The following is a 19,939-nucleotide window of genomic DNA, read 5'->3' as shown; positions in this document are numbered from 1 at the left end:
GAACCTCCCCTCGCGCTCTTCCCCAAAGCCGGAAAACTACCTCATACAACTGCACAAGAGCCAAAATTCAGGCCTCGGACACTCAGAGTCTCCGCCGCCATGGCGAGCAAACGATGGCCGGTATATACTTTGGTATACATCACGCTTGAGGATTTTCGCCATGAGCCAAACCGCAAAAGTCTTTGCCAATGGACGCAGCCAGGCCGTGCGCTTACCGGCCAGTTTCCGCTTTGATACGGATGAGGTTTTCATCCGCCGTGACGAAGCGACAGGCGATGTGATTCTGTCGCGGCGCCCCACCGATTGGGACGGCTTTTTCGCGGCGCTGGGCGGCGTCGACGTTCCGGAAGATTTCCTCAGCCCCGCCGAACGGACACAAGCCGCGCAAGACCGTGATCCCCTGGCGGACATCGACGGGTGACACGCTATCTGCTGGATACCAATGCCGTCAGCCACCTGCTTCGTGGGAACACTGAAATCAGAAAACGGTTGATCTCGGTGCCCATGGAGACGATCTGCATCTCGGCGGTGACCGAAGGGGAACTGCGCTATGGGCTGGCACGCAGACCCGAAGCCACTCGACTGCATGCAGCCGTTCATGAGCTGCTGCTTCGGCTCGAAGTGCTTCCTTGGGATGGACCGGTGGCAACCCGCTACGGAAACCTGCGTGCGGAACTTGAACGAATCGGGCGCACCCTGAGTCCGCTGGACCTGATGATCGCAGCGCATGCAAGCGCTGAGTATGCGGTATTGGTGAGCAACGACCGGGCCTTTTCCCAGGTACCTGGGCTGCGCATGGAAGACTGGACGCGTTAAGGAAGCGCTGCATGACCGCTCGACGATTGGACGGCTGGCGCGCATCAACCCTCGCTCCCGGTCTCGACCGCGATCTGCTTGATCGAGTCGATCATGAAGTCCAGTGATTCGCTGCGTGTAAGGCTCTCGATGCAGGCCCTGCGGAATTCCTGCTCTTCGTCTCCGCGGACGGCGGAAATGAAGGCCTGCGGCAAAATCACAGCGTCCTTGACCAGGTCGGCTACGTCGAACACCAGACCACCACGACGGGTCTTGCCGTGCAGGACGGCGAGCCCGTGCGGCAAGCCAAGCACCCAGGTGGCCGTGGCGGCGAGCCCGTAGGCAAGATAATTGCCGTGGTCGAGAAAACGATTGGCCGGGTCCGCTCCCCCGCCCCGCTTGGCTCGGGTGAAGTCGCCATAACTGCTGGCACGGGCGGCGGTTCGAAACAATGCCTTGGTGAGGCGTGCTTCGCCGGTCAGCAGCGATTCCGTATCAAGGGCCGCGTCGATGGATTGTTCGGCGCGTTCAAGCAGCGCCGACAGTTCATCGGCTTCGGGTTCGAAACGCGCCTCTTTCAGTTCCCGGCTGCGCAGCCAGTGTGCAGCGATACGCTTCAAACGGGCGCGCTGGAAGAATTTCGCGGCCTGGAGCCTGAGGCCGTCGTCAAACCAGAATCGGACCCAGGCTTGAAGATACTCGGTGGGCCGGTACTCGCTTTGCGGCGTCAGCCAGGCGACTTCGACATCGACTTCATTGGCGCTGAACAGCGGCGTCCCCCCACCGCCGCAAAAGCCGACCAGCACTCCGGCCTTGGCCAGTTCCCGCATTGCCGCCTGGGTAATCGACGTTCCGGTGCCGAGCAGGATGGTGGTGGTGTTGGCTATTGGAATGTTCCAGTACAACGATTCCTTGCCGGCGTCGGTGACGTACTCGACCCGGCCACCATTCACCAGAACTCGGCAATGCTCCAGATAGTAGATGTGGGCGCGTTTGGAATGGAGAATGCTCTTCAATTCCGAGGAATGAAGTTCGTCCACGGTCAGCGCGCTTTCGAATTGGTTGACAGTGGCAACAAGGCTGCCGCGCCATCCACAGCGGCAAACGAGTCAATAATTCTTTGCTGAATGTGTCGCATTGGTCCTCCTCGCACATGAAGCTCGCCCCGTTTCATGGGAGCGACTGGCCCACAAACCGAGCCTTCAGTCCGGCAGGACATATCTCTTATGGTTCTGGGTCATTCATTTGATGACCGCTACGAGTTGCCCGAATCCAAGTACTCGGATAACCGACTACCTCGACAGAGTATCCCGAGTCCACATCAATATAAGTGACTTGACGTAGATAATTCATACCATGCCAGCACGACAACACCCGACATCATCGGCATGAAGCAGACCACAATGTAGACCACAAACAAAAATCGGGGCGCCAGAGGCGCCCCGATCATTGACAGCTTGTTGCCAGGAAGCGAGCTTCTTAGAAGTCGCCCATGCCGCCCATGTCCGGCGCGGCCGGCATCGGGGCTTCTTTCTTCGGCAGCTCGGCGACCATGGCTTCGGTCGTGAGCAGCAGACCGGCGACGGAGGCCGCGTTCTGCAACGCAAGACGCGTCACCTTGGCCGGATCGATGATGCCCATTTCGAGCATGTCGCCGTAGGTGCCATTGGCGGCGTTGTAGCCGTTGCTGCCCTTGGCTTCGAGCACCTTGTTCAGAACCACGGAGGGTTCTTCACCGGTGTTCTTGACGATCTGACGCAGCGGCTCCTGAATCGCACGACGCAGGATGCTGATGCCGACGGTCTGGTCGTCATTGGCGCCCTTGAGGCCTTCCAGCGCGGTGGAGGCACGGACCAGGGCAACACCACCGCCCGGGACGATGCCTTCTTCGACGGCCGCACGGGTTGCGTGCAGGGCGTCTTCGACGCGCGCCTTCTTTTCCTTCATCTCGACTTCGGTGGCCGCACCAACCTTGATCACGGCAACGCCGCCGGCGAGCTTGGCGATACGTTCGTCGAGCTTCTCACGGTCGTAGTCGCTGGACGCGTCGTCACGCTGCGCACGCAGTTCGTCGACACGCGCTTTGATCTTGTCGTTGGATCCGGCGCCGTCGATGACGGTGGTGTTTTCCTTGGTGATCTGGATCTTCTTGGCGTTGCCCAGGTCTTCCAGGCTGACCTTCTCGAGCGACAGGCCCACTTCCTCGGAAATCACGGTGCCGCCGGTAAGGATGGCGATGTCCTTGAGCATTTCCTTGCGGCGATCGCCAAAACCCGGGGCCTTGACGGCCGCGACCTTGAGGATGCCACGCAGGTTGTTGACGACCAGGGTCGCCAGCGCTTCGCCTTCAACGTCTTCGGCGATGATCATCAGCGGACGGCTGGACTTGGCCACGCCTTCGAGCACCGGCAGCAGATCACGGATGTTGCTGATCTTCTTCTCGGTGATCAGCACCACCGGGTTTTCAAGCTCGACCTGCTGGCTCTGCGAGTTGTTGATGAAGTACGGGGACAGGTAGCCGCGATCGAACTGCATGCCTTCGACGACGTCCAGCTCGTTTTCGAGACCGGAGCCATCTTCGACGGTGATCACGCCTTCCTTGCCGACCTTGTCCATCGCCTGGGCGATGATTTCGCCGATGGCTTCATCGCTGTTGGCGGACACGGTGCCGACCTGGGCAATGGCCTTGCGGTCCTTGCACGGAGTCGAGAGTTTCTTGACTTCGGCGGTGACGGCCTCGACACCCTTGTCGATACCGCGCTTGATGTCCATCGGGTCGATGCCGGCGGCAACCGACTTCAGGCCTTCGGTCAGAATCGCCTGGGCCAGCACGGTGGCGGTGGTGGTGCCGTCACCAGCGGCGTCGGAGGTCTTGGAAGCGACTTCCTTGACCAGCTGCGCGCCCATGTTCTCGAACTTGTCCTTCAGCTCGATTTCCTTGGCGACGGAGACGCCGTCCTTGGTGACCGTGGGGGCACCGAAGGACTTGTCCAGAACGACGTTGCGGCCCTTGGGACCGAGGGTGACCTTGACTGCATTCGCGAGGATATTGACGCCATTGGCCATACGGCTGCGCGCGTCGTCGGCGAACTTGACTTCTTTAGCTGCCATTGTTCGTTTCTCCAGATGTTCGTATTAAAGGTGTACGCGCGTGTTTAGCTGAACACGGCCATGATGTCGTCTTCACGCATCACTACGTAGTCGGCGCCGTTGAGCTTGACCTCGGTACCGGAATACTTGCCGAACAGCACGGTGTCACCGGCCTTGAGATCGCTCGGACGGACGCTGCCGTCGTCGAGCAGCTTGCCCGGGCCAACGGCCAGGACTTCGCCCTTGATCGGCTTTTCAGCAGCCGAATCCGGAATCACGATGCCGCCGGGCGATGTGCGCTCTTCTTCCAGGCGCTTGACGATCACACGATCGTGCAGAGGACGCAGGTTCAATTCCATCTAAATGTCTCCAGCAAAAAAATTGATGACTGGGTTGGCCCGCGGATTGCTCGCCCAACAGCGGGCGGACGTGCAGCCTAAGTAGTCCATCAAAGATGGGCCCTTAGGCGGCAATCAGCCTCGCTGTTAGCAGTCTCCCACGAGGGCTGCTAATGATATGGGTCGCCCGGCCCTTTTCAAGGGCTTCCCTGAATTCTTTTTTCGGCGTATCAAGAAAGCCCCGCGCGGGCGGGGCTTTAACGCCTTTCAAGGACTCTGATAAATGACTGAAATCCGCAAGATTGCGATTCTGGGCGGCACGCGCATTCCGTTCTGCCGATCGAACACGGCGTACTCCCACAAGTCGAATCAGGACATGCTGACGGCATCGATGCGGGGCCTGGTCGACAAGTTCCAACTGCATGGAGATCGCCTGGGCGAAGTCGCCGCCGGTGCGGTGCTCAAGCACTCACGCGATTTCAACCTTACCCGGGAGTGCGTGATGTCCTCCGGCCTGGCTCCCGAAACCCCGGCATATGACGTGCAGCAGGCCTGTGGCACCGGCCTGGAAGCCGCGATTCTGGTGGGCAACAAGATCGCTCTGGGCCAGATCGAGGTCGGCATCGCCGGCGGCGTGGATACGACTTCCGATGCGCCGATCGCCGTCAACGACAAACTGCGCAAGATCCTGCTGGACGCCAATCGCGCCAAGTCCACCGGCCAAAGGCTCAAGGTTCTGGCGCGTATCCGGCCATCGATGCTGGCGCCTGCGGTTCCGTCCGTGCTGGAGCCCCGCACCCGGATGAGCATGGGCGAGCACTGTGAAGTGATGGCGAAGGAATGGAACATTCCGCGCGACGAGCAGGATCAGCTGGCCTACGAGTCCCATCACAAGGCCGCCCAGGCCTATGTCGAGGGCTTCTACGATGACCTGTTGGTGGAGTTCGCCGGCGTCAAGCGCGACAACAATCTGCGCGCGGACATCTCGCTGGAGAAACTCGCTTCGCTCAAGCCGGCCTTCGACCGGCAGAACGGGACGTTGACGGCGGGCAACTCCACGCCGCTCACCGACGGTGCGTCCACCGTGCTGCTTTCGAGCGAGGAATGGGCGAAATCGCGCGGGATCGAGCCGCTAGCCTATCTGACGTACTGTGAAACCGCGGCCGTGGACTACGTTCAAAAGAAGGAAGGCCTGCTGATGGCGCCGGCCTACGCGGTTCCGCGCATGCTGGAACGCGCCGGCCTGAGCCTGCAGGACTTCGACTACTACGAAATCCACGAAGCCTTTGCGGCGCAGGTGCTGTGCACGCTCAAGGCCTGGCAGGATCCGGTTTACTGCAAGGAAAAGCTCGGCCTCGACAAGCCGCTTGGAGCGATCGATCGCAGCAAGCTCAATGTGAGGGGCGGTTCGCTTGCGACCGGCCACCCATTCGCAGCGACCGGAGGACGGATCGTGGCCAATCTGGCAAAGATCCTGTCGCAGGACGGCAAGGGACGCGGGCTGATTTCAATCTGCGCGGCCGGCGGCGTAGGAGTCGTCGCGATCGTGGAACGGTGAAAGCGGTGAACGGTACGCGGTCGTTCGTCGGTCAGGCATCAAATCTGCTACAAACAGTCTATTGAAGACGGACCATTGGAAGTAGTCCGTACAGCCGTCGGAGTGAGAACTACCGGCGGCTGATCCATTTACGGGGATCACAATTGCAATGAACAGTCGCGAACACTGGGGAAGTCGTTTCGGGTTCATCATGGCGGCGGCCGGTTCGGCCGTCGGACTTGGCAACATCTGGCGCTTTCCGTACACCACCGGCCAAAATGGCGGTGGCGCCTTTTTGCTGATCTATCTCGGAATCATTCTAGCCTTCGGCATCTCGCTGGTCGTGGCGGAAATGTTGGTCGGGCGCTCCGCACAACGCAATCCCGTCGGTGCATTCAAGCTCCTCGGCGGGCGCGCCTGGCCGCTGGTGGGCTACCTCGGTGTCCTGACCGGCTTCGTGATCCTCTCGTTCTACATTGTGGTTGCGGGCTGGACGCTCGCCTATATCGTGCACATGGCGCAGGGTGCTCTGGATACGACCGACTCGGCGGCGCTGACCGACCTGTTCGGCGATTTCGTTGCCGACCCGGTGCAACCAATCGTGTATGCCGGTGGCTTCATGCTGATCACCGGCATCGTGGTCGTCGGTGGCATCAATGCCGGCATCGAGCGAGCCAACAAGGTCTTGATGCCGGCCTTGTTTGCCTTGCTGCTAATACTGGTGGTCCGCTCGGTCACGCTGCCCGGCGCCACCGATGGCCTTATCTTCTATCTCAAGCCGAACTGGAGCGCGGTCACCGCCGATACCTTCTTCGCGGCGATCTCCCAGGCCTTTTTCTCGCTGTCGATCGGAATGGGCACGATGCTGACGTACGGTTCCTACCTGTCCGCCAGGGAAAATCTGCCGTCGGCCGCATTGACGATCGGGCTGATCGATTCGGCCGTGGCCATTCTCTCGGGTCTGATGGTGATCCCCGCCGTCTTCGCGGCAGGGCTTTCCCCCTCGGCCGGCCCCGGCCTGACGTTCATCACGCTACCCGCCGTATTTGCCGCGATGCCGTTCGGCAACTTCTTTGGCGTGCTGTTCTTTTCACTGCTAGCCATCGCTGCGCTGACCTCAGCCGTATCGATCCTGGAACCATTGGTGGCCTACTTCGTGGATGAGCATGGCTTGAGTCGCCGGGTGGTCGTCGTCGCCGCCTCGGCGGTCTGCTTTCTGCTCGGGATTCCGGCCTCGCTGTCATTCGGCGTAATGTCGGATGTCACCGTATTCGGTAAGAACTGGTTCGATCTGGTGGATTTCCTGTCGAACAGCGTGTTGCTACCGACAGGCGGGCTGTTCACGGCCCTGTTCGTCGGCTGGTTCTGGGCGAAACCGGCCTTGCGCGCTCTGTCCAACGGGGGCGAACTATCGCAAGCTTGGGCCGGCGCTTGGTTATTCATATTGCGATTCGTGGCTCCGATCGCGATCGCATGGATTCTGATTTCCGCCCTCAAGGGATAAACGATGCAAGGGTTTTTCGAGGTACTGGGCGCAATCAATGGCGTCATGCTCTCCGTGCCGGTGCTGCTCAGCCTGCTCGGCGTGGGCGTGTTGTTCACGATCTGGAGCGGCTTCAGCCAGTATCGTTCGCTGACGCACGGAGTCGCCTTGATTCGCGGCAAGGTGCCCGGAATCACCGGTGAGGGTAACGGCGTCCTTACGCATTTCCAGGCCTTGTCGGCCGCGCTGTCGGCCACGGTCGGTCTCGGCAATATCGGAGGCGTGGCCATCGCGGTCAGCCTGGGGGGGCCGGGCGCGGTATTCTGGATGTGGGTGGTGGGTCTGGTCGGCATGGCGATCAAGAGCACCGAGGTCACGCTGGCCTTGTTGTACCGCGACATGAGCAATCCCGACGAGCCCCACGGCGGAACCATGTGGGTGTGCAAAAAGGGGTTCGCCGCACTGTCCCCGAAACTGGCAGGGTTCGGCGTCATCATGGGGCTGCTGTTCACGATTCCGCTGATCGTGTTCGGGATAACCGGTGGCAATATGTTCCAGGCTTGGAACGTGGCTGAACTGAGCCGGCTCTACTTCGGTGTTCCGACCTGGATCACCGGACTGGTGCTGGCGATATTGGTGGGCGCGGTCATTCTCGGCGGCATTCGCCGCATCGGCGCAATTGCCGGTACCGTGGTGCCGATCATGTGCGCGCTTTATGTAATCAGCGGGCTTGCGGTTCTGCTGGCCAACGCCGAGCAACTGCCGGCGATGTTCCACCTGATTTTCGTTTCGGCTTTCTCACCGGCGGAAGGTGTCGGGGCGTTTACCGGCGCCGCCTTCGGCACCAGCTTCATCTTCGGCATGAAGCGTGCGCTGTTTTCCTCGGAAGCCGGGCTGGGCTCGGCGCCGATCGCGCATTCGGCAGTCAAGACCTCCGAGCCGGTCACCGAAGGCGTGGTCGCCGGTCTGGAACCCTTCATCGATACGATCGTGGTTTGCACCATCACCGCGCTGGTGATTCTGTCCAGCGGCGTTTGGTCCCGAGCCGCCACGGCCGAATGGATGGCACAGCCCACTATCGTCGAATCCTCGCCTGGTACATGGGTGCCCAGCATCACCACGCCGCCGCAGAACGGTGAGTGGACGGCGGGCGATCAGGTGTTCGTTGTGGTCGAGGTGGAACAGAAGCGCGCATCGCTGTTCGGCGATGTCGTGTCCGGGAACGACGGGCCAGAGGTTCGGTGGCGGGCGCTGGAATCAGAAAGCGCGCCGGTCTTTGCCGAACGTGGATTGTTTTCGTACTACCCCGGCGCCACCTTGACCGCCAAGGCATTCGACAGCGCCTTTCCCGGGCTGGGGCGCTGGATGGTAACCTTGACCGTGTGGTTCTTCGCACTCTCCACGATCATCACCTGGAGCTACTACGCCGAACAGGGCGTGGTCTACCTGCTCGGCGAACGCGCGGTCACGCCCTACCGACTGCTGTGGTGCGTGCTGGTATTCGTGACCTGCCTGGGTTTCATCAAAACCGATACGCAAATCGATACGCTCAGTACCATCGCGCTGGGCTTCATGCTCGCCGTCAACCTGCCGACCATGGTGCTGCTCGGCGGCAAGGCGATGGGCGCCTACAAGGACTATTTCCGGCGCCTCAAACTCGGCACCCTAGGCCAAGACAAATGATGCACTCGGGATGAACCCCAAAGAAACGCTCGCGCACACGACAACGCCCAAGCTGGGGGTTTTGCTGGTCAACCTCGGCACGCCGGACAGCCCGACGCCGCAAGCCGTTCGGCGCTACCTTGCCGAATTTCTGAGCGACCCGCGCGTAGTCGAAATACCCCGTGCGATCTGGCTGCCGATCCTGTACGGCTTCGTGCTGCCGTTTCGGCCCAAGCGGGTCGCTCACGCTTACGCCGCTGTCTGGCAGGACGGCGGATCTCCCCTGCTCGTCGGCTCGCAACAACTCACTGGTGCACTCGCGGATCGCCTTAGCACCGAACTCGGAACATCGGTGGTAACCGTTCTGGCGATGCGTTACGGCCAGCCGTCCATCGCGGCGGCAATGGATCGATTCGAGCGCGAAAACGTACGGCGCATCCTCGTATTGCCGCTATATCCGCAATATTCAGGGTCCACGACCGCAGCGGTCATGGATGCCGTATTCGCGTCATTGATGCAGCGACGCTGGATGCCGGAACTGCGTTCGATCCATCAATACCATGACGATCCGGGCTACATCGCTGCGCTTGCGAACAGCGTGCGCGAACACTGGGAGACCAAAGGTCAGTCCGAGCGCCTGATGCTGTCGTTTCATGGCATCCCCAAGCACTACGTCACCAACGGCGACCCGTATTACTGCCAATGCCAGAAAACCGCGCGTTTGCTGATCGCCGACCTCGGCTGCACGCGGGATCGCGTCGTGATCACATTCCAGAGCCGTTTCGGTCGCACCCCCTGGCTGGAGCCCTATACCGATGTGACGCTGAAGGCCCTTGGTGCTCAAGGCGTCTCCTCGGTTGATGTGCTGTGCCCCGGATTCGCGGTGGATTGCCTGGAAACGCTGGAAGAGATCGCCATTCGAAATCGGGACGATTTCCTGGCCGCCGGCGGACGCGAACTACGCTACATCCCCGCGCTGAACGATGCACCCGGGCATGCCGACGCTCTCCAGGCACTGGTCCGCTCAAACCTCGTTGGATGGTTGCCCAGCTCAGAACCGCCGCCGATCGCCCCCCAGCATGAACGGATCGCGGAACTGAAGCGGACGTTCTAGCGCTGCGTCCACTCGATCAGCGCACTTGCGCCCTGGGTCGATGCGCCTCCGCTGACCGCATAGATGCGGGACATCGGAACACCTTTGGCACCGAGTGCGGCGCGCAGCAGGGCTGCCCGATTTTCGGACAGGGCGTGCACCAGTGACGCTTCATCACGAGCATCCGCGTATCCAGTCACGGTGATGCTGAGCTCGGGCTCACGTTCAAGACGCCGCGTCACAACATCCGCCGTATCGGCGAGCCTGTGCATCGCTTCGCTCGGGATGTTGCTTGAGTTGCGCAGGTAGCCGTCGATCTTCATTGGCAGTACCGTCGGCGGCGGACTGTCTGAAGTCGGATCAAAATCGGTCACAGAACCACCAGGCCCCTCGCCCGCCTGGTTGTCGGGCGAACTGGCCGCCGCCGCGCGGGCGGAACTCGAAGAGCTCGCCCGGTCGGCCTGACAGCCATGCTCATCCACGCTCATGCCGGATGGCGTGGCCGGGCACCGGTCCGGGCCGTCCGGGACACCGTCTCTGTCGGAATCCGCCGCGCAGCCCTGGGCATTCACAATCGCAGCTTGCGGAGAGTACGGACAGCGATCGGATTGATCGGCGATTCCATCCCCATCCGCATCACCGTCCAGGGCACAACCGTTCGCACCCACGAATGCGGACAGCTCGGTATACGGGCAGTCATCGAGATCATCGCAGACGCCGTCAACATCGCCGTCCACGCAGACTTCGGCGTGAACCGTGCCGTTGAACAACAAGCCGAGCAACAGCACCGGGCCGCAAAGTCTCATCAATTGTGTTCCCCCAATTCGCCAAGCCCGAGCCTTGAGAGCGGACTGCTTGTCGAGACTACCCAGCGTCACGACATTGAAGCAAGTCGCGGGCGATCAAACGTCGACGAAAGCCGACAAAGAAAAAACCCCCGCCGGATAAACCGGCGAGGGCTTGATGACGCTACTACGGTCGGCGACCTTTTACTCGGACGTCGCGCGAATCTCGGTGCGACGGTTGAGCAGGCGTCCCTTGGCCGTATCGTTGGTGGCGATCGGCTTGGTCTCACCGTAGCTGCGAGTGGTGATCACATCGCCGCTCACACCCTTACGGATCAGGTAATCCTTGACCGCAGTGGCACGACGCACGCCCAGTGCCTGGTTGTACTCGTTGGTGCCAATCGAGTCGGTGTGACCTTCAACCTCGATACGGACACCCGGGTTCTTCTGGACCATGGCGTTGATCTCGCCCGCCGTCTTGTCGAGGGTCACGCGAGCGTAGTCGGTCAGGTCGAAGCGATCGAACCCGAAGTTCACATCCTCGAACTTGCGGTCGACCTTGGTCGCCAGCGGGCAACCACTGGAATCCACTGGCGTACCTGCCGGAGAGGCCGGGCACTTGTCGAGGTAATCGGGCACACCGTCGCCGTCTGTATCGATCGGGCAACCCTTGGCATCGACGCGAACGCCGCGAGGAGTGCCGGGGCACTGGTCACGATCGTCGAGCACGCCATCACCATCCGAGTCGGTGACCGGGGCGGTCATCTTGTCGTCGGCTTCCGCGACTTCGGCCTTGCCGATCGGGATCGCGATACCCAGGCGCAGTTGCGGCTCCTGGAAGTCGTCAAGGCCCGAGAACTTGGCGTCGGTATAGCGGTAGGCGACATCGCCGCGCAGGGTGAAGTACTTGAAGGCGCTCATGAAGCCGAGGCCGGCCTGATAGAACGGCTGGCGAGTGTCGGCGTCGCCGGCCGGCGTTTCCAGGTCGGTCCATGCCGTACCCAGACCGAACTTGAAGTACGGGGAGAAACTCGGCTTGCGCGAATAGAAGTAAAGAGCATTGGCTTCAACGCCCCACTCTTCCCAGCGATTCGGATCGGAATTTCCGCCCATGGGAAATGCCTGATAGAACAGGCCGGCTTCCAGACCCCAGTACTCGGTCAGCGCCGCCCCCAGGCCGATATACCCACCCCAAGCATCATCCGCATTGCGCTCGGAATCGCCGAAGGTATAGGTGAGACTCTCCGTGAAATAGGGGCGCATCTCCTTGTACTCTTCGGCGAATGCCGATGAGCTGAAAATACATGCAGCTCCCAATAGCGCTAAAACGCTGGACGCCCGCATAACGACTCTCCCAAAAGACTGAATCCTGTCTTGCTTATTCTTCACCGCTTCCACCGAGGGATGGAAGTCAGCGCCGGACACGCCAGCATCTGCAAAATGCTGCCGTGCAACAGTTTGGCCGCTCCCTGTTCAGAAATCAATGGGCGTCCCGCCAAACATGAACAAATCTACAACATCGCCGCTAGACTAGCGACCCCGCAATTCCGCCCCCCATCAAAGAGTTCCACCATAGTGGCTTATCTTTTCGATTATCTGACGTTTCTGGCCAAGGCTGCGACTTTGGTGCTTGCCGTGGTGTTCATCGTCAGCGGCATTGTCGGCGCGGTCCGTCAGGCTAAGGCATCGGCCTCGACATTGTACGTGCAGAGTCTGAACGAACGCTTTCGCGGTCATGCGGACGTACTCTATGAATCAATGCTGACGCCGGCTCAGCTGAAACGCCACCGCCGCGATCGTCGACGCGAGGAGAAGCGCGAACAAAAGGCCTTGAAGCTGGGCGGCAGCAAAGCTCGCAGCCGGATATTCGTGCTCGATTTCGAGGGCGACCTCGAGGCCTCCGCGGTTGAGCATCTGCGCGAGGAGATCAGCGCGGTACTGCAGGTCGCCGAACCCGAGGACGAGATACTGGTCCGTCTCGAAAGCGAGGGCGGACTGGTGCATGGCTATGGTCTCGCCGCGTCCCAGCTGGCGCGAATTCGCGGTCGTGGCCTGCGCCTCACGGTCGCCGTCGACAAAGTCGCGGCGAGCGGCGGCTATTTGATGGCCTGCGTCGCCGACCGGATCATCGCGGCGCCGTTCGCGATTCTGGGCTCGATCGGCGTGGTCGCCCAATTGCCCAATTTCCATCGCCTGCTCGACGAGCACAAGGTCGACTTCGAACTGCATACGGCCGGTCAGCACAAGCGCACGTTAACCTTGTTCGGAGAAAATACCGACGAGGCGCGCGCCAAGTTCCGTGAGGAACTGGACGAAACGCATGCGCTGTTCAAGTCGTTCGTCACCGAACACCGGCCGCAACTTGCGATCGACGCGGTCGCGACCGGAGAACACTGGTTCGGCACGCGCGCGCTGGAGCTGAAGCTGGTCGATGAGATCAAGACCAGCGACGACTATCTGCTGGGCCGGTTCAGCGAACACGACCTGTACTCGATTCGCTACCATCGGCCGAGACGTCTGCCGGAACGGCTGCAGAGCGCATGGAGCCGGCTGGCACGTGGCGCGCTGGGCCGCTGGAATCCATTGCGCTGACCCGGCAGTTCGACCATCATGAGGAGGATTCGATGAAACTCACCAGTCAAAGCTTTTTCGACGGCGGCGCCATTCCGGGCCGTTGCGCGTTCGCGGTCATCGACGCGGTCGAGCACCTAAAGCTGTCACAGAATCTCAATCCCGAATTGAGCTGGACGCAGCTTCCTGACGGCACGCGCAGTTTCGCGCTGTTATGTATCGACCATGACGCACCAAGCCAGGCCGACGACGTGAACCAGGAGGGTCGGTCCGTTCCGGCGGACCTGCCGCGCGTCGAGTTTGTCCACTGGGCGATGATCGACATCCCGGCCGACACCTGTGGCATCGCCGAGGGCGCCTGCAGCGAGGGCGTCACGCCCAAGGGCAAGCAGACACCGGTCGGACCGGACGGCAGCCGCCAGGGCCTGAACGACTACACGTCCTGGTTCGATGGCGACGCCGATATGGCAGGTCGCTACAAGGGTTACGACGGTCCCTGCCCGCCCTGGAACGACGAACGCCCTCACCGCTACCATTTCGAACTGCTCGCACTCGACGTGGCGACCCTTCCGCTGGAAGGCGAATTCACTGCCGCCGATGTTCGCGCGGCTGCGGACGGGCATGTTCTGGGCTCGGCGACGATCGTTGGCCTCTACACGCTGAATCCCGCCGTTCGCATAAGCTGATCGGCGGCGCGGCAGGAACCTCCGACCGTCGACAAAGGTCATACGGCGGGAGTCTTCGTGGACTCGTGGACTACGGGCCTGAGTGCCCTTGCGATGTCGTCAGGATTCAAGGAATCGAGATGAACTTATTGCGTTACAGCCTGGTCGCGGTGCTGGCCGCAGCGGTCACCGTGTTGCTGCGGTCCGGTCCGGACTTCAGTCCGGTCGCCGTCGCCGACGCGTCTCCGGTGGTGCAGACCGAAGTACCGACCCTGGCGCCGATGATCAAGCAGGTGCTGCCGGCCGTGGTCAACGTCTCCATCGTGCCCAAGTACGAGCAGATGCAGAACCCGCTGTTGCAGGATCCGTTCTTCCGCCGCTTTTTCGGTGTGCCGGAGCAGCAACAGCAGCCGCGCAGCACGCGGCCGCAGCCCGTGGGTTCGGGCGTGATCGTCGATGCCCGCAAAGGCTATGTGCTGACCAACCACCACGTCATCGAGCAGGCCGACAAGGTGGAAGTCACCCTGGCGGACGAACGCACCTTCAAGGCCAAGGTCATCGGCAGTGACGCCGATACCGACATCGCCGTGCTCCAGCTGGAGGACCCGGAGAAACTGTCGGCGCTTCCGGTCGCGGATTCGGACAAACTCGAAGTCGGCGACTTCGTCGTCGCCATCGGCAACCCCTTCGGCCTGCGCCAAACAGTCACCTCGGGCATCGTCAGTGCTCTGGGGCGCGCCACCAGCACCGAGGGCCTGCAGGACTTCATTCAGACGGACGCTGCGATCAACCCCGGCAACTCGGGCGGTGCACTGGTCAACCTGCGCGGTGAACTGGTCGGCATCAACAGTCAGATCCTGTCGCGCGGCGGCGGCAACATCGGCATCGGCTTTGCCATCCCGACCAATCTGGCCAAGAGCATCATGGACCAGCTGATCGAGTTCGGTGACATCAAGCGCGGATTCATCGGCATCACCGGCCAACCCTTGAGTCCGGAGCTGGCGCGAGCCTTCGGCCTGGATGGTCGCCACGGCGCCGTGGTGACTCAGGTGCTGCCCGGCTCCCCGGCCGACAAGGCCGGGCTCAAGACCGAGGACGTGATCGTCGCGATTGACGGGCAGGAAGTCCGAAACATGTTGATGCTGAAGAATGCGATCGGCCTCAAACGGGTGGGAGACACGGTGACGGTGACGCTCATTCGCGACGGCAAGGAGCGCAAGGAACGCATCGAGATCGGCGACAGCACCGAGAGCGGCGCGCCGGGCGAAGCGCCCAGCGACCTGCTGGACGGCGCGACCTTCGGCCCGATTCCCGACGACCACCCGCTGGCGGGCCAGGTCGAGGGCGTGATGATTCACAGCATCGACACCGGCTCGGCGGCTGCCTATGCCGGCTTGCGCCCTGGAGACGTGATCGACAGCGTCAATCGTCGAAACGTTACCGACATGGCGAGTTTCAGCAAGGCGGTCAAGGACCAGAAGGAGCTGCTGTTGCTGGTCCGGCGCGGACCGGCCTCCATGTACATCGTATTGCGCTAGGCTTCAGACCCTCGTCCGTCCAGGTTCTCCAACGGGCACTGCAGGCGGCGACCGAAAAGGTCTTCACGGAAGCCCGATGGGCGGCGTTATACTGGCGCCGCCCATTCGCATTTCCCGGATCAAGACCGATGCTCGACCACGAGCTCGCGCAACTCGAGGACCGCCTCCAGCGACTCCTGGCCGCCTATCGCCAGGCCCGCCTCGAGCGTCGCCGTGCGCTGCAGGAGCGCGACCGGCTGCTCGCGATGAATGCCGAGTTGCGCAAACGCGTTGAAGGCATCGTCGAACGAATCAAATCGCTCGAACTGGAGCAGGACGGATGAGTGGCCCCGCCTCCCTGACAGTCACTGTGAGAATCATGGGGCGCGAATACAGCGTGGCCTGCCCGCAGGAAGAGCACGAGGCGCTCATCGCCTCCGCCGAGTTCCTCAACGAGCGCATGAACGCGATCCGCAAACGCGGCAAGGCACTTGGCGTGGAAAGGATTGCCGTGATGGCGGCGCTGAATATCGCCCGCGAATTGCTTGAGCACCAGGGCGTCGAGCCCATCGCTCCCGGCGCCAACGCGAAGACGATCGAACGACTCAGCCAACTGTGTCTGGACATCGACAGCACCCTGGCTTCCACGGATTGAAGGGCCTAGCGTCCGATTCTGGCGCCGGCCTTCGGCACCCGATGTTCAACTGATTGGCTCTGCACCTTTATTCCCCGAGCCGACACGGGGATAATGGCAGGGTGTCTCCTGCGGTGTTCGATGTCTGTTTGGAACCCCTTGAGCCTATTTACCTGACCCGGGAACCAGATCCGTGTTTGGCGTGCAGGCCCGTCTTGCAACGGGAAGCCCGATAGCGTGGTGAGGTGCCCACTTGAGACTTTGTCTCAAGGTCGATAACGGATGACGGCACAGGCGGGAGACACCTTGATTTCACAAGCCGACGCGAAGCAGTCATTGCGTCGGCTTTTCCGTGCGCAGCGCAAGGCCATCCCACGCGCCCAACGCCTCTATGACGCAGCCCGCGCCGCCTGCCGCGCCGACGCGTTTCTGCTCAGACACGGCGCACGCTGCGTTGCCGTTTATCTCCCTCACGGCAGCGAACTCGATACCTGGCCGTTGATCGGCAAGCTGCAAGGCCGCGGCATCACGGTCCTGGTGCCCAAGCTGACGCCCGTTGCGGGACGCATGAACTTCGTGCACCTCGGCAGAACCCATCACTCCGTTCGACATGCCGCGAATCGCTACGGCATCGCCGAACCGAAGCGGCAACGGCGGATCTCGGCGCGCGTGATTGATGTGGTCCTGGTTCCGCTGCTGGCGGTGGACATGCATGGACTCCGCCTCGGTGCCGGTGGCGGCTACTACGATCGATGGTTCGCGAGCCACGCGGCTGGGCGGCGCCCCCTGCGCGTCGGGTACGCCCATCTCGAACAGCTGTCGGACCAGCCATTGCCGCATCAGGCCTGGGACATTCGGCTGCACGGCCTGATCACACCCGCTGGCATCCGCCGATTCCGGAACCGCTGAGCCGTACGGCGCGGCAGCCACCCCATGGGATCACGCCAAGTTCACGCGAACTATAGGCGCTTTGCACCAGTTTCCCGTCAATCGTCCGACATGCGACACTCCCTTCGCCCCCCTACAAGGAATTTGACCGCATGCGTTTGTTTTCGTCGGCCTGGCCAGTGATGTCGACCGCGGTATGCCTCGGCCTGAGCGCCTGTGGTCCCACGGTGCAGTCCTTCGTGCTGCCGGATTTCGAGACGGTCCGCCACGAAGAACTCAAGCACCCCGCACGCTTGGTCCCGGTGAAAGTCGAGGCGAACTACGAAAGCAACGGCAAATCCGACGAGGGCAGCTCCCGCCAGCTCAAGGCCGACGTCGAAAACGTGTTACGTCACAGCAAGGTGATGCTGCCGACGACTGACCCCGCCGTGAAGGCGAGCATCACGGTCACCGCCGAGAATTCCTACGACCCCACACAGGCCCGAGCAGCCGGAATCAAGGCCGGCATAAGCTTGGGCTACAACGGCCAGCAGGTCATCGACCGCTACAAGTTCACCGTGGTCTATCGCGATGAATCCGGCGAAGATCGTCTCGGCCACTACGATCACGAATTCCACACCGCGATCGGCAAGGTCACACCGCCCGAACGCGCCGCCCTGGTCGAGCCGGGAAGCGCCTTCTATGCCGTGGTGCAGGATGTGATGCTCAAGTTCCTCTACGACCTGCAGGCAGTCGACAATATCGACGTGCCGATCATGTTCGTGCCGGACAGCGACAAGAAGCTCTGATGGCCTACTGGTTGATGAAATCGGAGCCTGACAGCTTCGGTATCGACGATCTGAAGAAACGCCCAAGGCAAACCGAGCCCTGGGACGGGGTGCGCAACTATCAGGCACGCAACTTCATGCGTGACCGGATGAAGCCTGGGGACGGCGTCCTTTTCTACCATTCCAACTGCGCCGCACCCGGTATCTACGGACTGGCCGAAATCGCCAGCAACGCCTATCCCGATCCGACACAGTTCGATCCTGAGCACCATCATTACGACGCCGGCTCAAAGCCGGAGGAACCGCGCTGGCTGCTGGTGGATGTCCGCTACGAGCGCCATCTCAAGCGCCCGATACTGCTGTCCGAGCTCCGCGAGCACGCCGACGAACTGGTTGGCTTCAAGTTGATCGCGAAAGGCAACCGGCTCTCGATCCTGCCGGTCACACCACAGCATTGGCGGCGGATCATGGCGCTTGAGAAGGCGTGAGGCGTAAGGCGTAAGGCGTAAGGCGTAAGGCGTAAAGGCTGTTGTCGCGCACCTGATGCCGTCAAGCGGTGCCCAGAAACAGCTCGTAACCCGGATTCTCCGATTCCTCCCACCAGGGGTAGCCGATTTCGTCGAGCACACGGCGGTTTTCGGCACGTTCACGTCGCGGCACCTGCAGACCGACGAGAACCCGCCCATGCGCGGCGCCGTGGTTGCGGTAGTGAAACAGTGAAATGTTCCACTGGTCACCAAGCCGGCTCAGGAAGTTGAGCAGGGCGCCTGGCCGCTCCGGGAATTCGATACGAAACAGGCGCTCGTCACTCAGACCCGGAGCGCGCCCGCCGACCATGTAGCGGATGTGGACCTTCGCGATCTCGTCACCGGACAGATCGACGACCGCGTAACCCGAGGCACGCAAGCCTTCAAGCACTTGGGCCGCTTCGTCGCGCCCTCCGGCCAGTTTCACCCCGACGAACACATGCGCGCCCTGGGCATCCGCATAGCGATAGTTGAATTCGCTGATGTTGTGGCGGCCCAGGTCCCGGCAGAAGCGCCGAAAACTGCCGGGACGCTCGGGAATCGTAACGGCCAACAGCGCCTCATTGGCATCACCCAGCTCCGCACGCTCCGCGATATGCCGGAGCCGATCGAAATTGACGTTGGCACCGCTGACGATCGCGCACAGGGTCTGGTCGCGCACGCCGTGCTGTACCACCCAGCGCTTGATGCCGGCAATGCCCAGTGCACCTGCGGGCTCGGGAACCGCGCGCTTTTCATTGAACATGTCGCGGATCGCCGCGCAGATCTCGTCGGTCTCGACCGTGATCACTTCATCGACAAAATGACGCGCCAGGCGAAAATTCTCCTTGCCGATCTGACGCACCGCCACACCGTCGGCGAACAGGCCCACCTGGGGCAAGCTCACGCGACGACCGGCCTTCATCGCCGCAGCCAGACAGTTCGAATCGCTCGGCTCGACGCCGATAATCCTCACTTCGGGCCGTACCGCCTTGAGATACGCGGCCACGCCGGCAATCAGCCCGCCGCCGCCCACCGGCACGAACACGGCATCGATCGGGTCCGGATGCTGGGCGATGATTTCGCGCGCCACCGTGCCCTGTCCGGCAATGATCTCCGGATCGTCATACGGAGGGATGTAGCTGAGTCCCTTGGCGGCACAGAGTTCCGCGGCATGCTCGGCGGCATCGTCATAGGCATCACCGTGCAGCACCGCGCGGGCCCCCAGGGAACGTACCGAATCCACCTTGATCTGCGGCGTGGTCCGGGGCATCACGATCCATGCGGGTATTCCCAGACGTTGGGCGGCCAGCGCCACGCCTTGCGCGTGGTTGCCGGCCGAAGCGCAGATCACGCCACGGCGGCGCTCAGCATCCGATAGCCGGACGATGCGGTTGTACGCACCGCGTAGCTTGAACGAATAGACCGCTTGCGCGTCCTCGCGCTTGAGCAGGACACGGTTGCCCATCCGCGCGGACAGCCGCGGCGCCTCATCCAGCGGACTGCGGATCGCCACGTCATAGACCCGTGCGTTGTCGATGCGCACGCGATAGTCGTGCAGCAGCCGCGCGCGTTCGCGTGCGGTGCGTCCTGCAATTTCGTTCACCT

20 protein-coding genes and 1 other RNA gene are annotated in these 19,939 nt (G+C 61.9%); 15 read left to right on the top strand and 6 right to left on the bottom strand.

Going from position 1 to position 19,939, the window contains the following annotated elements; all coding sequences use genetic code 11:
* Positions 1–160: 160 nt before the first annotated feature.
* Both RM530_RS10120 and RM530_RS10115 read left to right on the top strand, forming a co-directional pair.
* Entirely contained in the window at positions 161–421 is a 261-nt protein-coding gene (locus tag RM530_RS10120; RefSeq protein WP_349256218.1) for an antitoxin, read from the top strand.
* The gene (locus tag RM530_RS10115; protein ID WP_311365107.1) at positions 418–816 is read left to right on the top strand and encodes a type II toxin-antitoxin system VapC family toxin; all 399 of its coding nucleotides are present in this window, start codon (positions 418–420) and stop codon (positions 814–816) included. Before RM530_RS10120 ends, RM530_RS10115 begins: the two co-directional genes overlap by 4 nt.
* A 44-nt stretch (positions 817–860) precedes the next feature.
* On the opposite strand, the gene cas1f is transcribed toward RM530_RS10115, so the two are convergent.
* The 3 genes from cas1f to RM530_RS10100 form a co-directional block, all read right to left on the bottom strand.
* A complete protein-coding gene (cas1f, locus tag RM530_RS10110; RefSeq protein ID WP_311365106.1) occupies positions 861–1,835 on the bottom strand; it encodes a type I-F CRISPR-associated endonuclease Cas1f in 975 nt (324 codons plus the stop codon).
* A gap of 439 nt (positions 1,836–2,274) precedes the next feature.
* A complete protein-coding gene (gene groL / locus RM530_RS10105) occupies positions 2,275–3,906 on the bottom strand; it encodes a chaperonin GroEL (RefSeq protein ID WP_311365105.1) in 1,632 nt (543 codons plus the stop codon).
* A 44-nt stretch (positions 3,907–3,950) separates the two neighbouring features.
* Positions 3,951–4,238: a co-chaperone GroES gene (locus tag RM530_RS10100; RefSeq protein ID WP_349256217.1), complete on the bottom strand. Its 288-nt coding sequence runs from the start codon at positions 4,236–4,238 to the stop codon at positions 3,951–3,953.
* Between the two features lie 268 nt (positions 4,239–4,506).
* On the opposite strand from RM530_RS10100, the gene RM530_RS10095 reads away from it, so the two are divergent.
* The 4 genes from RM530_RS10095 (at position 4,507) to hemH (ending at position 10,019) form a co-directional block, all read left to right on the top strand.
* Entirely contained in the window at positions 4,507–5,781 is a 1,275-nt protein-coding gene (locus RM530_RS10095; RefSeq protein ID WP_311365103.1) for an acetyl-CoA C-acetyltransferase, read from the top strand.
* 148 nt (positions 5,782–5,929) lie between these two features.
* Positions 5,930–7,264, top strand: a complete 1,335-nt coding sequence (locus tag RM530_RS10090; protein ID WP_311365102.1) for a sodium-dependent transporter — start codon at positions 5,930–5,932, stop codon at positions 7,262–7,264.
* 3 nt (positions 7,265–7,267) lie between these two features.
* Positions 7,268–8,926 (top strand): alanine/glycine:cation symporter family protein, encoded by a 1,659-nt coding sequence (locus tag RM530_RS10085; RefSeq protein ID WP_311365101.1) that lies wholly within the window; start codon positions 7,268–7,270, stop codon positions 8,924–8,926.
* Between the two features lie 10 nt (positions 8,927–8,936).
* Positions 8,937–10,019, top strand: a complete 1,083-nt coding sequence (gene hemH / locus RM530_RS10080) for a ferrochelatase (RefSeq protein WP_311365100.1) — start codon at positions 8,937–8,939, stop codon at positions 10,017–10,019.
* Here hemH and RM530_RS10075 read toward each other — a convergent pair.
* Both RM530_RS10075 and RM530_RS10070 read right to left on the bottom strand, forming a co-directional pair.
* Positions 10,016–10,804: a thrombospondin type 3 repeat-containing protein gene (locus RM530_RS10075; RefSeq protein ID WP_311365099.1), complete on the bottom strand. Its 789-nt coding sequence runs from the start codon at positions 10,802–10,804 to the stop codon at positions 10,016–10,018. The genes hemH and RM530_RS10075 overlap by 4 nt on opposite strands.
* 183 nt (positions 10,805–10,987) lie before the next feature.
* Positions 10,988–12,127 carry an OmpA family protein gene (locus tag RM530_RS10070; RefSeq protein WP_311365110.1) on the bottom strand — a complete coding sequence of 380 codons (1,140 nt, stop codon included), beginning with the start codon at positions 12,125–12,127 and terminating at the stop codon, positions 10,988–10,990.
* Between the two features lie 231 nt (positions 12,128–12,358).
* Here RM530_RS10070 and sohB point away from each other — a divergent pair, with 231 nt between their 5' ends.
* The 9 genes from sohB (at position 12,359) to RM530_RS10025 (ending at position 18,313) form a co-directional block, all read left to right on the top strand.
* Positions 12,359–13,375: a protease SohB gene (sohB, locus tag RM530_RS10065; protein WP_311365098.1), complete on the top strand. Its 1,017-nt coding sequence runs from the start codon at positions 12,359–12,361 to the stop codon at positions 13,373–13,375.
* A gap of 32 nt (positions 13,376–13,407) precedes the next feature.
* A complete protein-coding gene (locus RM530_RS10060) occupies positions 13,408–14,040 on the top strand; it encodes a YbhB/YbcL family Raf kinase inhibitor-like protein (protein WP_311365097.1) in 633 nt (210 codons plus the stop codon).
* A 119-nt stretch (positions 14,041–14,159) separates the two neighbouring features.
* Complete coding sequence (locus tag RM530_RS10055) at positions 14,160–15,557, top strand: DegQ family serine endoprotease (RefSeq protein WP_311365096.1); 1,398 nt, start codon at positions 14,160–14,162, stop codon at positions 15,555–15,557.
* 128 nt (positions 15,558–15,685) lie between these two features.
* Positions 15,686–15,880, top strand: coding sequence for a hypothetical protein (locus tag RM530_RS10050; RefSeq protein WP_311365095.1), 195 nt, complete (start codon positions 15,686–15,688; stop codon positions 15,878–15,880).
* Positions 15,877–16,191 (top strand): cell division protein ZapA, encoded by a 315-nt coding sequence (locus tag RM530_RS10045; protein WP_311365094.1) that lies wholly within the window; start codon positions 15,877–15,879, stop codon positions 16,189–16,191. Before RM530_RS10050 ends, RM530_RS10045 begins: the two co-directional genes overlap by 4 nt.
* Positions 16,192–16,293: 102 nt before the next feature.
* Positions 16,294–16,475: non-coding RNA, 6S RNA (ssrS, locus tag RM530_RS10040), on the top strand.
* Position 16,476: 1 nt separating this feature from the next.
* On the top strand, positions 16,477–17,079 hold the full coding sequence (locus tag RM530_RS10035; RefSeq protein ID WP_489752850.1) for a 5-formyltetrahydrofolate cyclo-ligase: 603 nt from the start codon (positions 16,477–16,479) through the stop codon (positions 17,077–17,079).
* Positions 17,080–17,210: 131 nt separating this feature from the next.
* Positions 17,211–17,846, top strand: coding sequence for a hypothetical protein (locus RM530_RS10030; RefSeq protein WP_311365092.1), 636 nt, complete (start codon positions 17,211–17,213; stop codon positions 17,844–17,846).
* Positions 17,846–18,313 carry an EVE domain-containing protein gene (locus RM530_RS10025; protein WP_311365091.1) on the top strand — a complete coding sequence of 156 codons (468 nt, stop codon included), beginning with the start codon at positions 17,846–17,848 and terminating at the stop codon, positions 18,311–18,313. The genes RM530_RS10030 and RM530_RS10025 overlap by 1 nt, the downstream gene beginning before the upstream one ends.
* 61 nt (positions 18,314–18,374) lie before the next feature.
* Here the strand turns inward: RM530_RS10025 and ilvA are convergent, their stop codons facing one another.
* A complete protein-coding gene (gene ilvA / locus RM530_RS10020; RefSeq protein ID WP_432276086.1) occupies positions 18,375–19,937 on the bottom strand; it encodes a threonine ammonia-lyase, biosynthetic in 1,563 nt (520 codons plus the stop codon).
* Positions 19,938–19,939 lie beyond the last annotated feature (2 nt).

This window comes from Banduia mediterranea, from assembly GCF_031846245.1.
Taxonomy (GTDB): Bacteria; Pseudomonadota; Gammaproteobacteria; order Nevskiales; family Nevskiaceae; genus Banduia; species Banduia mediterranea.
This window is presented reverse-complemented; position numbering and strand designations above follow the sequence as displayed.

Bases quoted from the DNA above. Each gene is read 5' to 3' on its own strand.
- RM530_RS10120 (WP_349256218.1), top strand. From the start codon at position 161: ATGAGCCAAACCGCAAAAGTCTTTGCCAATGGACGCAGCCAGGCCGTG.
- groL (WP_311365105.1), bottom strand. From the start codon at position 3,906: ATGGCAGCTAAAGAAGTCAAGTTCGCCGACGACGCGCGCAGCCGTATG.
- RM530_RS10095 (WP_311365103.1), top strand. From the start codon at position 4,507: ATGACTGAAATCCGCAAGATTGCGATTCTGGGCGGCACGCGCATTCCG.
- RM530_RS10090 (WP_311365102.1), top strand. From the start codon at position 5,930: ATGAACAGTCGCGAACACTGGGGAAGTCGTTTCGGGTTCATCATGGCG.
- RM530_RS10085 (WP_311365101.1), top strand. From the start codon at position 7,268: ATGCAAGGGTTTTTCGAGGTACTGGGCGCAATCAATGGCGTCATGCTC.
- hemH (WP_311365100.1), top strand. From the start codon at position 8,937: ATGAACCCCAAAGAAACGCTCGCGCACACGACAACGCCCAAGCTGGGG.
- RM530_RS10075 (WP_311365099.1), bottom strand. From the start codon at position 10,804: ATGAGACTTTGCGGCCCGGTGCTGTTGCTCGGCTTGTTGTTCAACGGC.
- RM530_RS10070 (WP_311365110.1), bottom strand. From the start codon at position 12,127: ATGCGGGCGTCCAGCGTTTTAGCGCTATTGGGAGCTGCATGTATTTTC.
- RM530_RS10060 (WP_311365097.1), top strand. From the start codon at position 13,408: ATGAAACTCACCAGTCAAAGCTTTTTCGACGGCGGCGCCATTCCGGGC.
- RM530_RS10055 (WP_311365096.1), top strand. From the start codon at position 14,160: ATGAACTTATTGCGTTACAGCCTGGTCGCGGTGCTGGCCGCAGCGGTC.
- RM530_RS10050 (WP_311365095.1), top strand. From the start codon at position 15,686: ATGCTCGACCACGAGCTCGCGCAACTCGAGGACCGCCTCCAGCGACTC.
- RM530_RS10045 (WP_311365094.1), top strand. From the start codon at position 15,877: ATGAGTGGCCCCGCCTCCCTGACAGTCACTGTGAGAATCATGGGGCGC.
- RM530_RS10030 (WP_311365092.1), top strand. From the start codon at position 17,211: ATGCGTTTGTTTTCGTCGGCCTGGCCAGTGATGTCGACCGCGGTATGC.
- RM530_RS10025 (WP_311365091.1), top strand. From the start codon at position 17,846: ATGGCCTACTGGTTGATGAAATCGGAGCCTGACAGCTTCGGTATCGAC.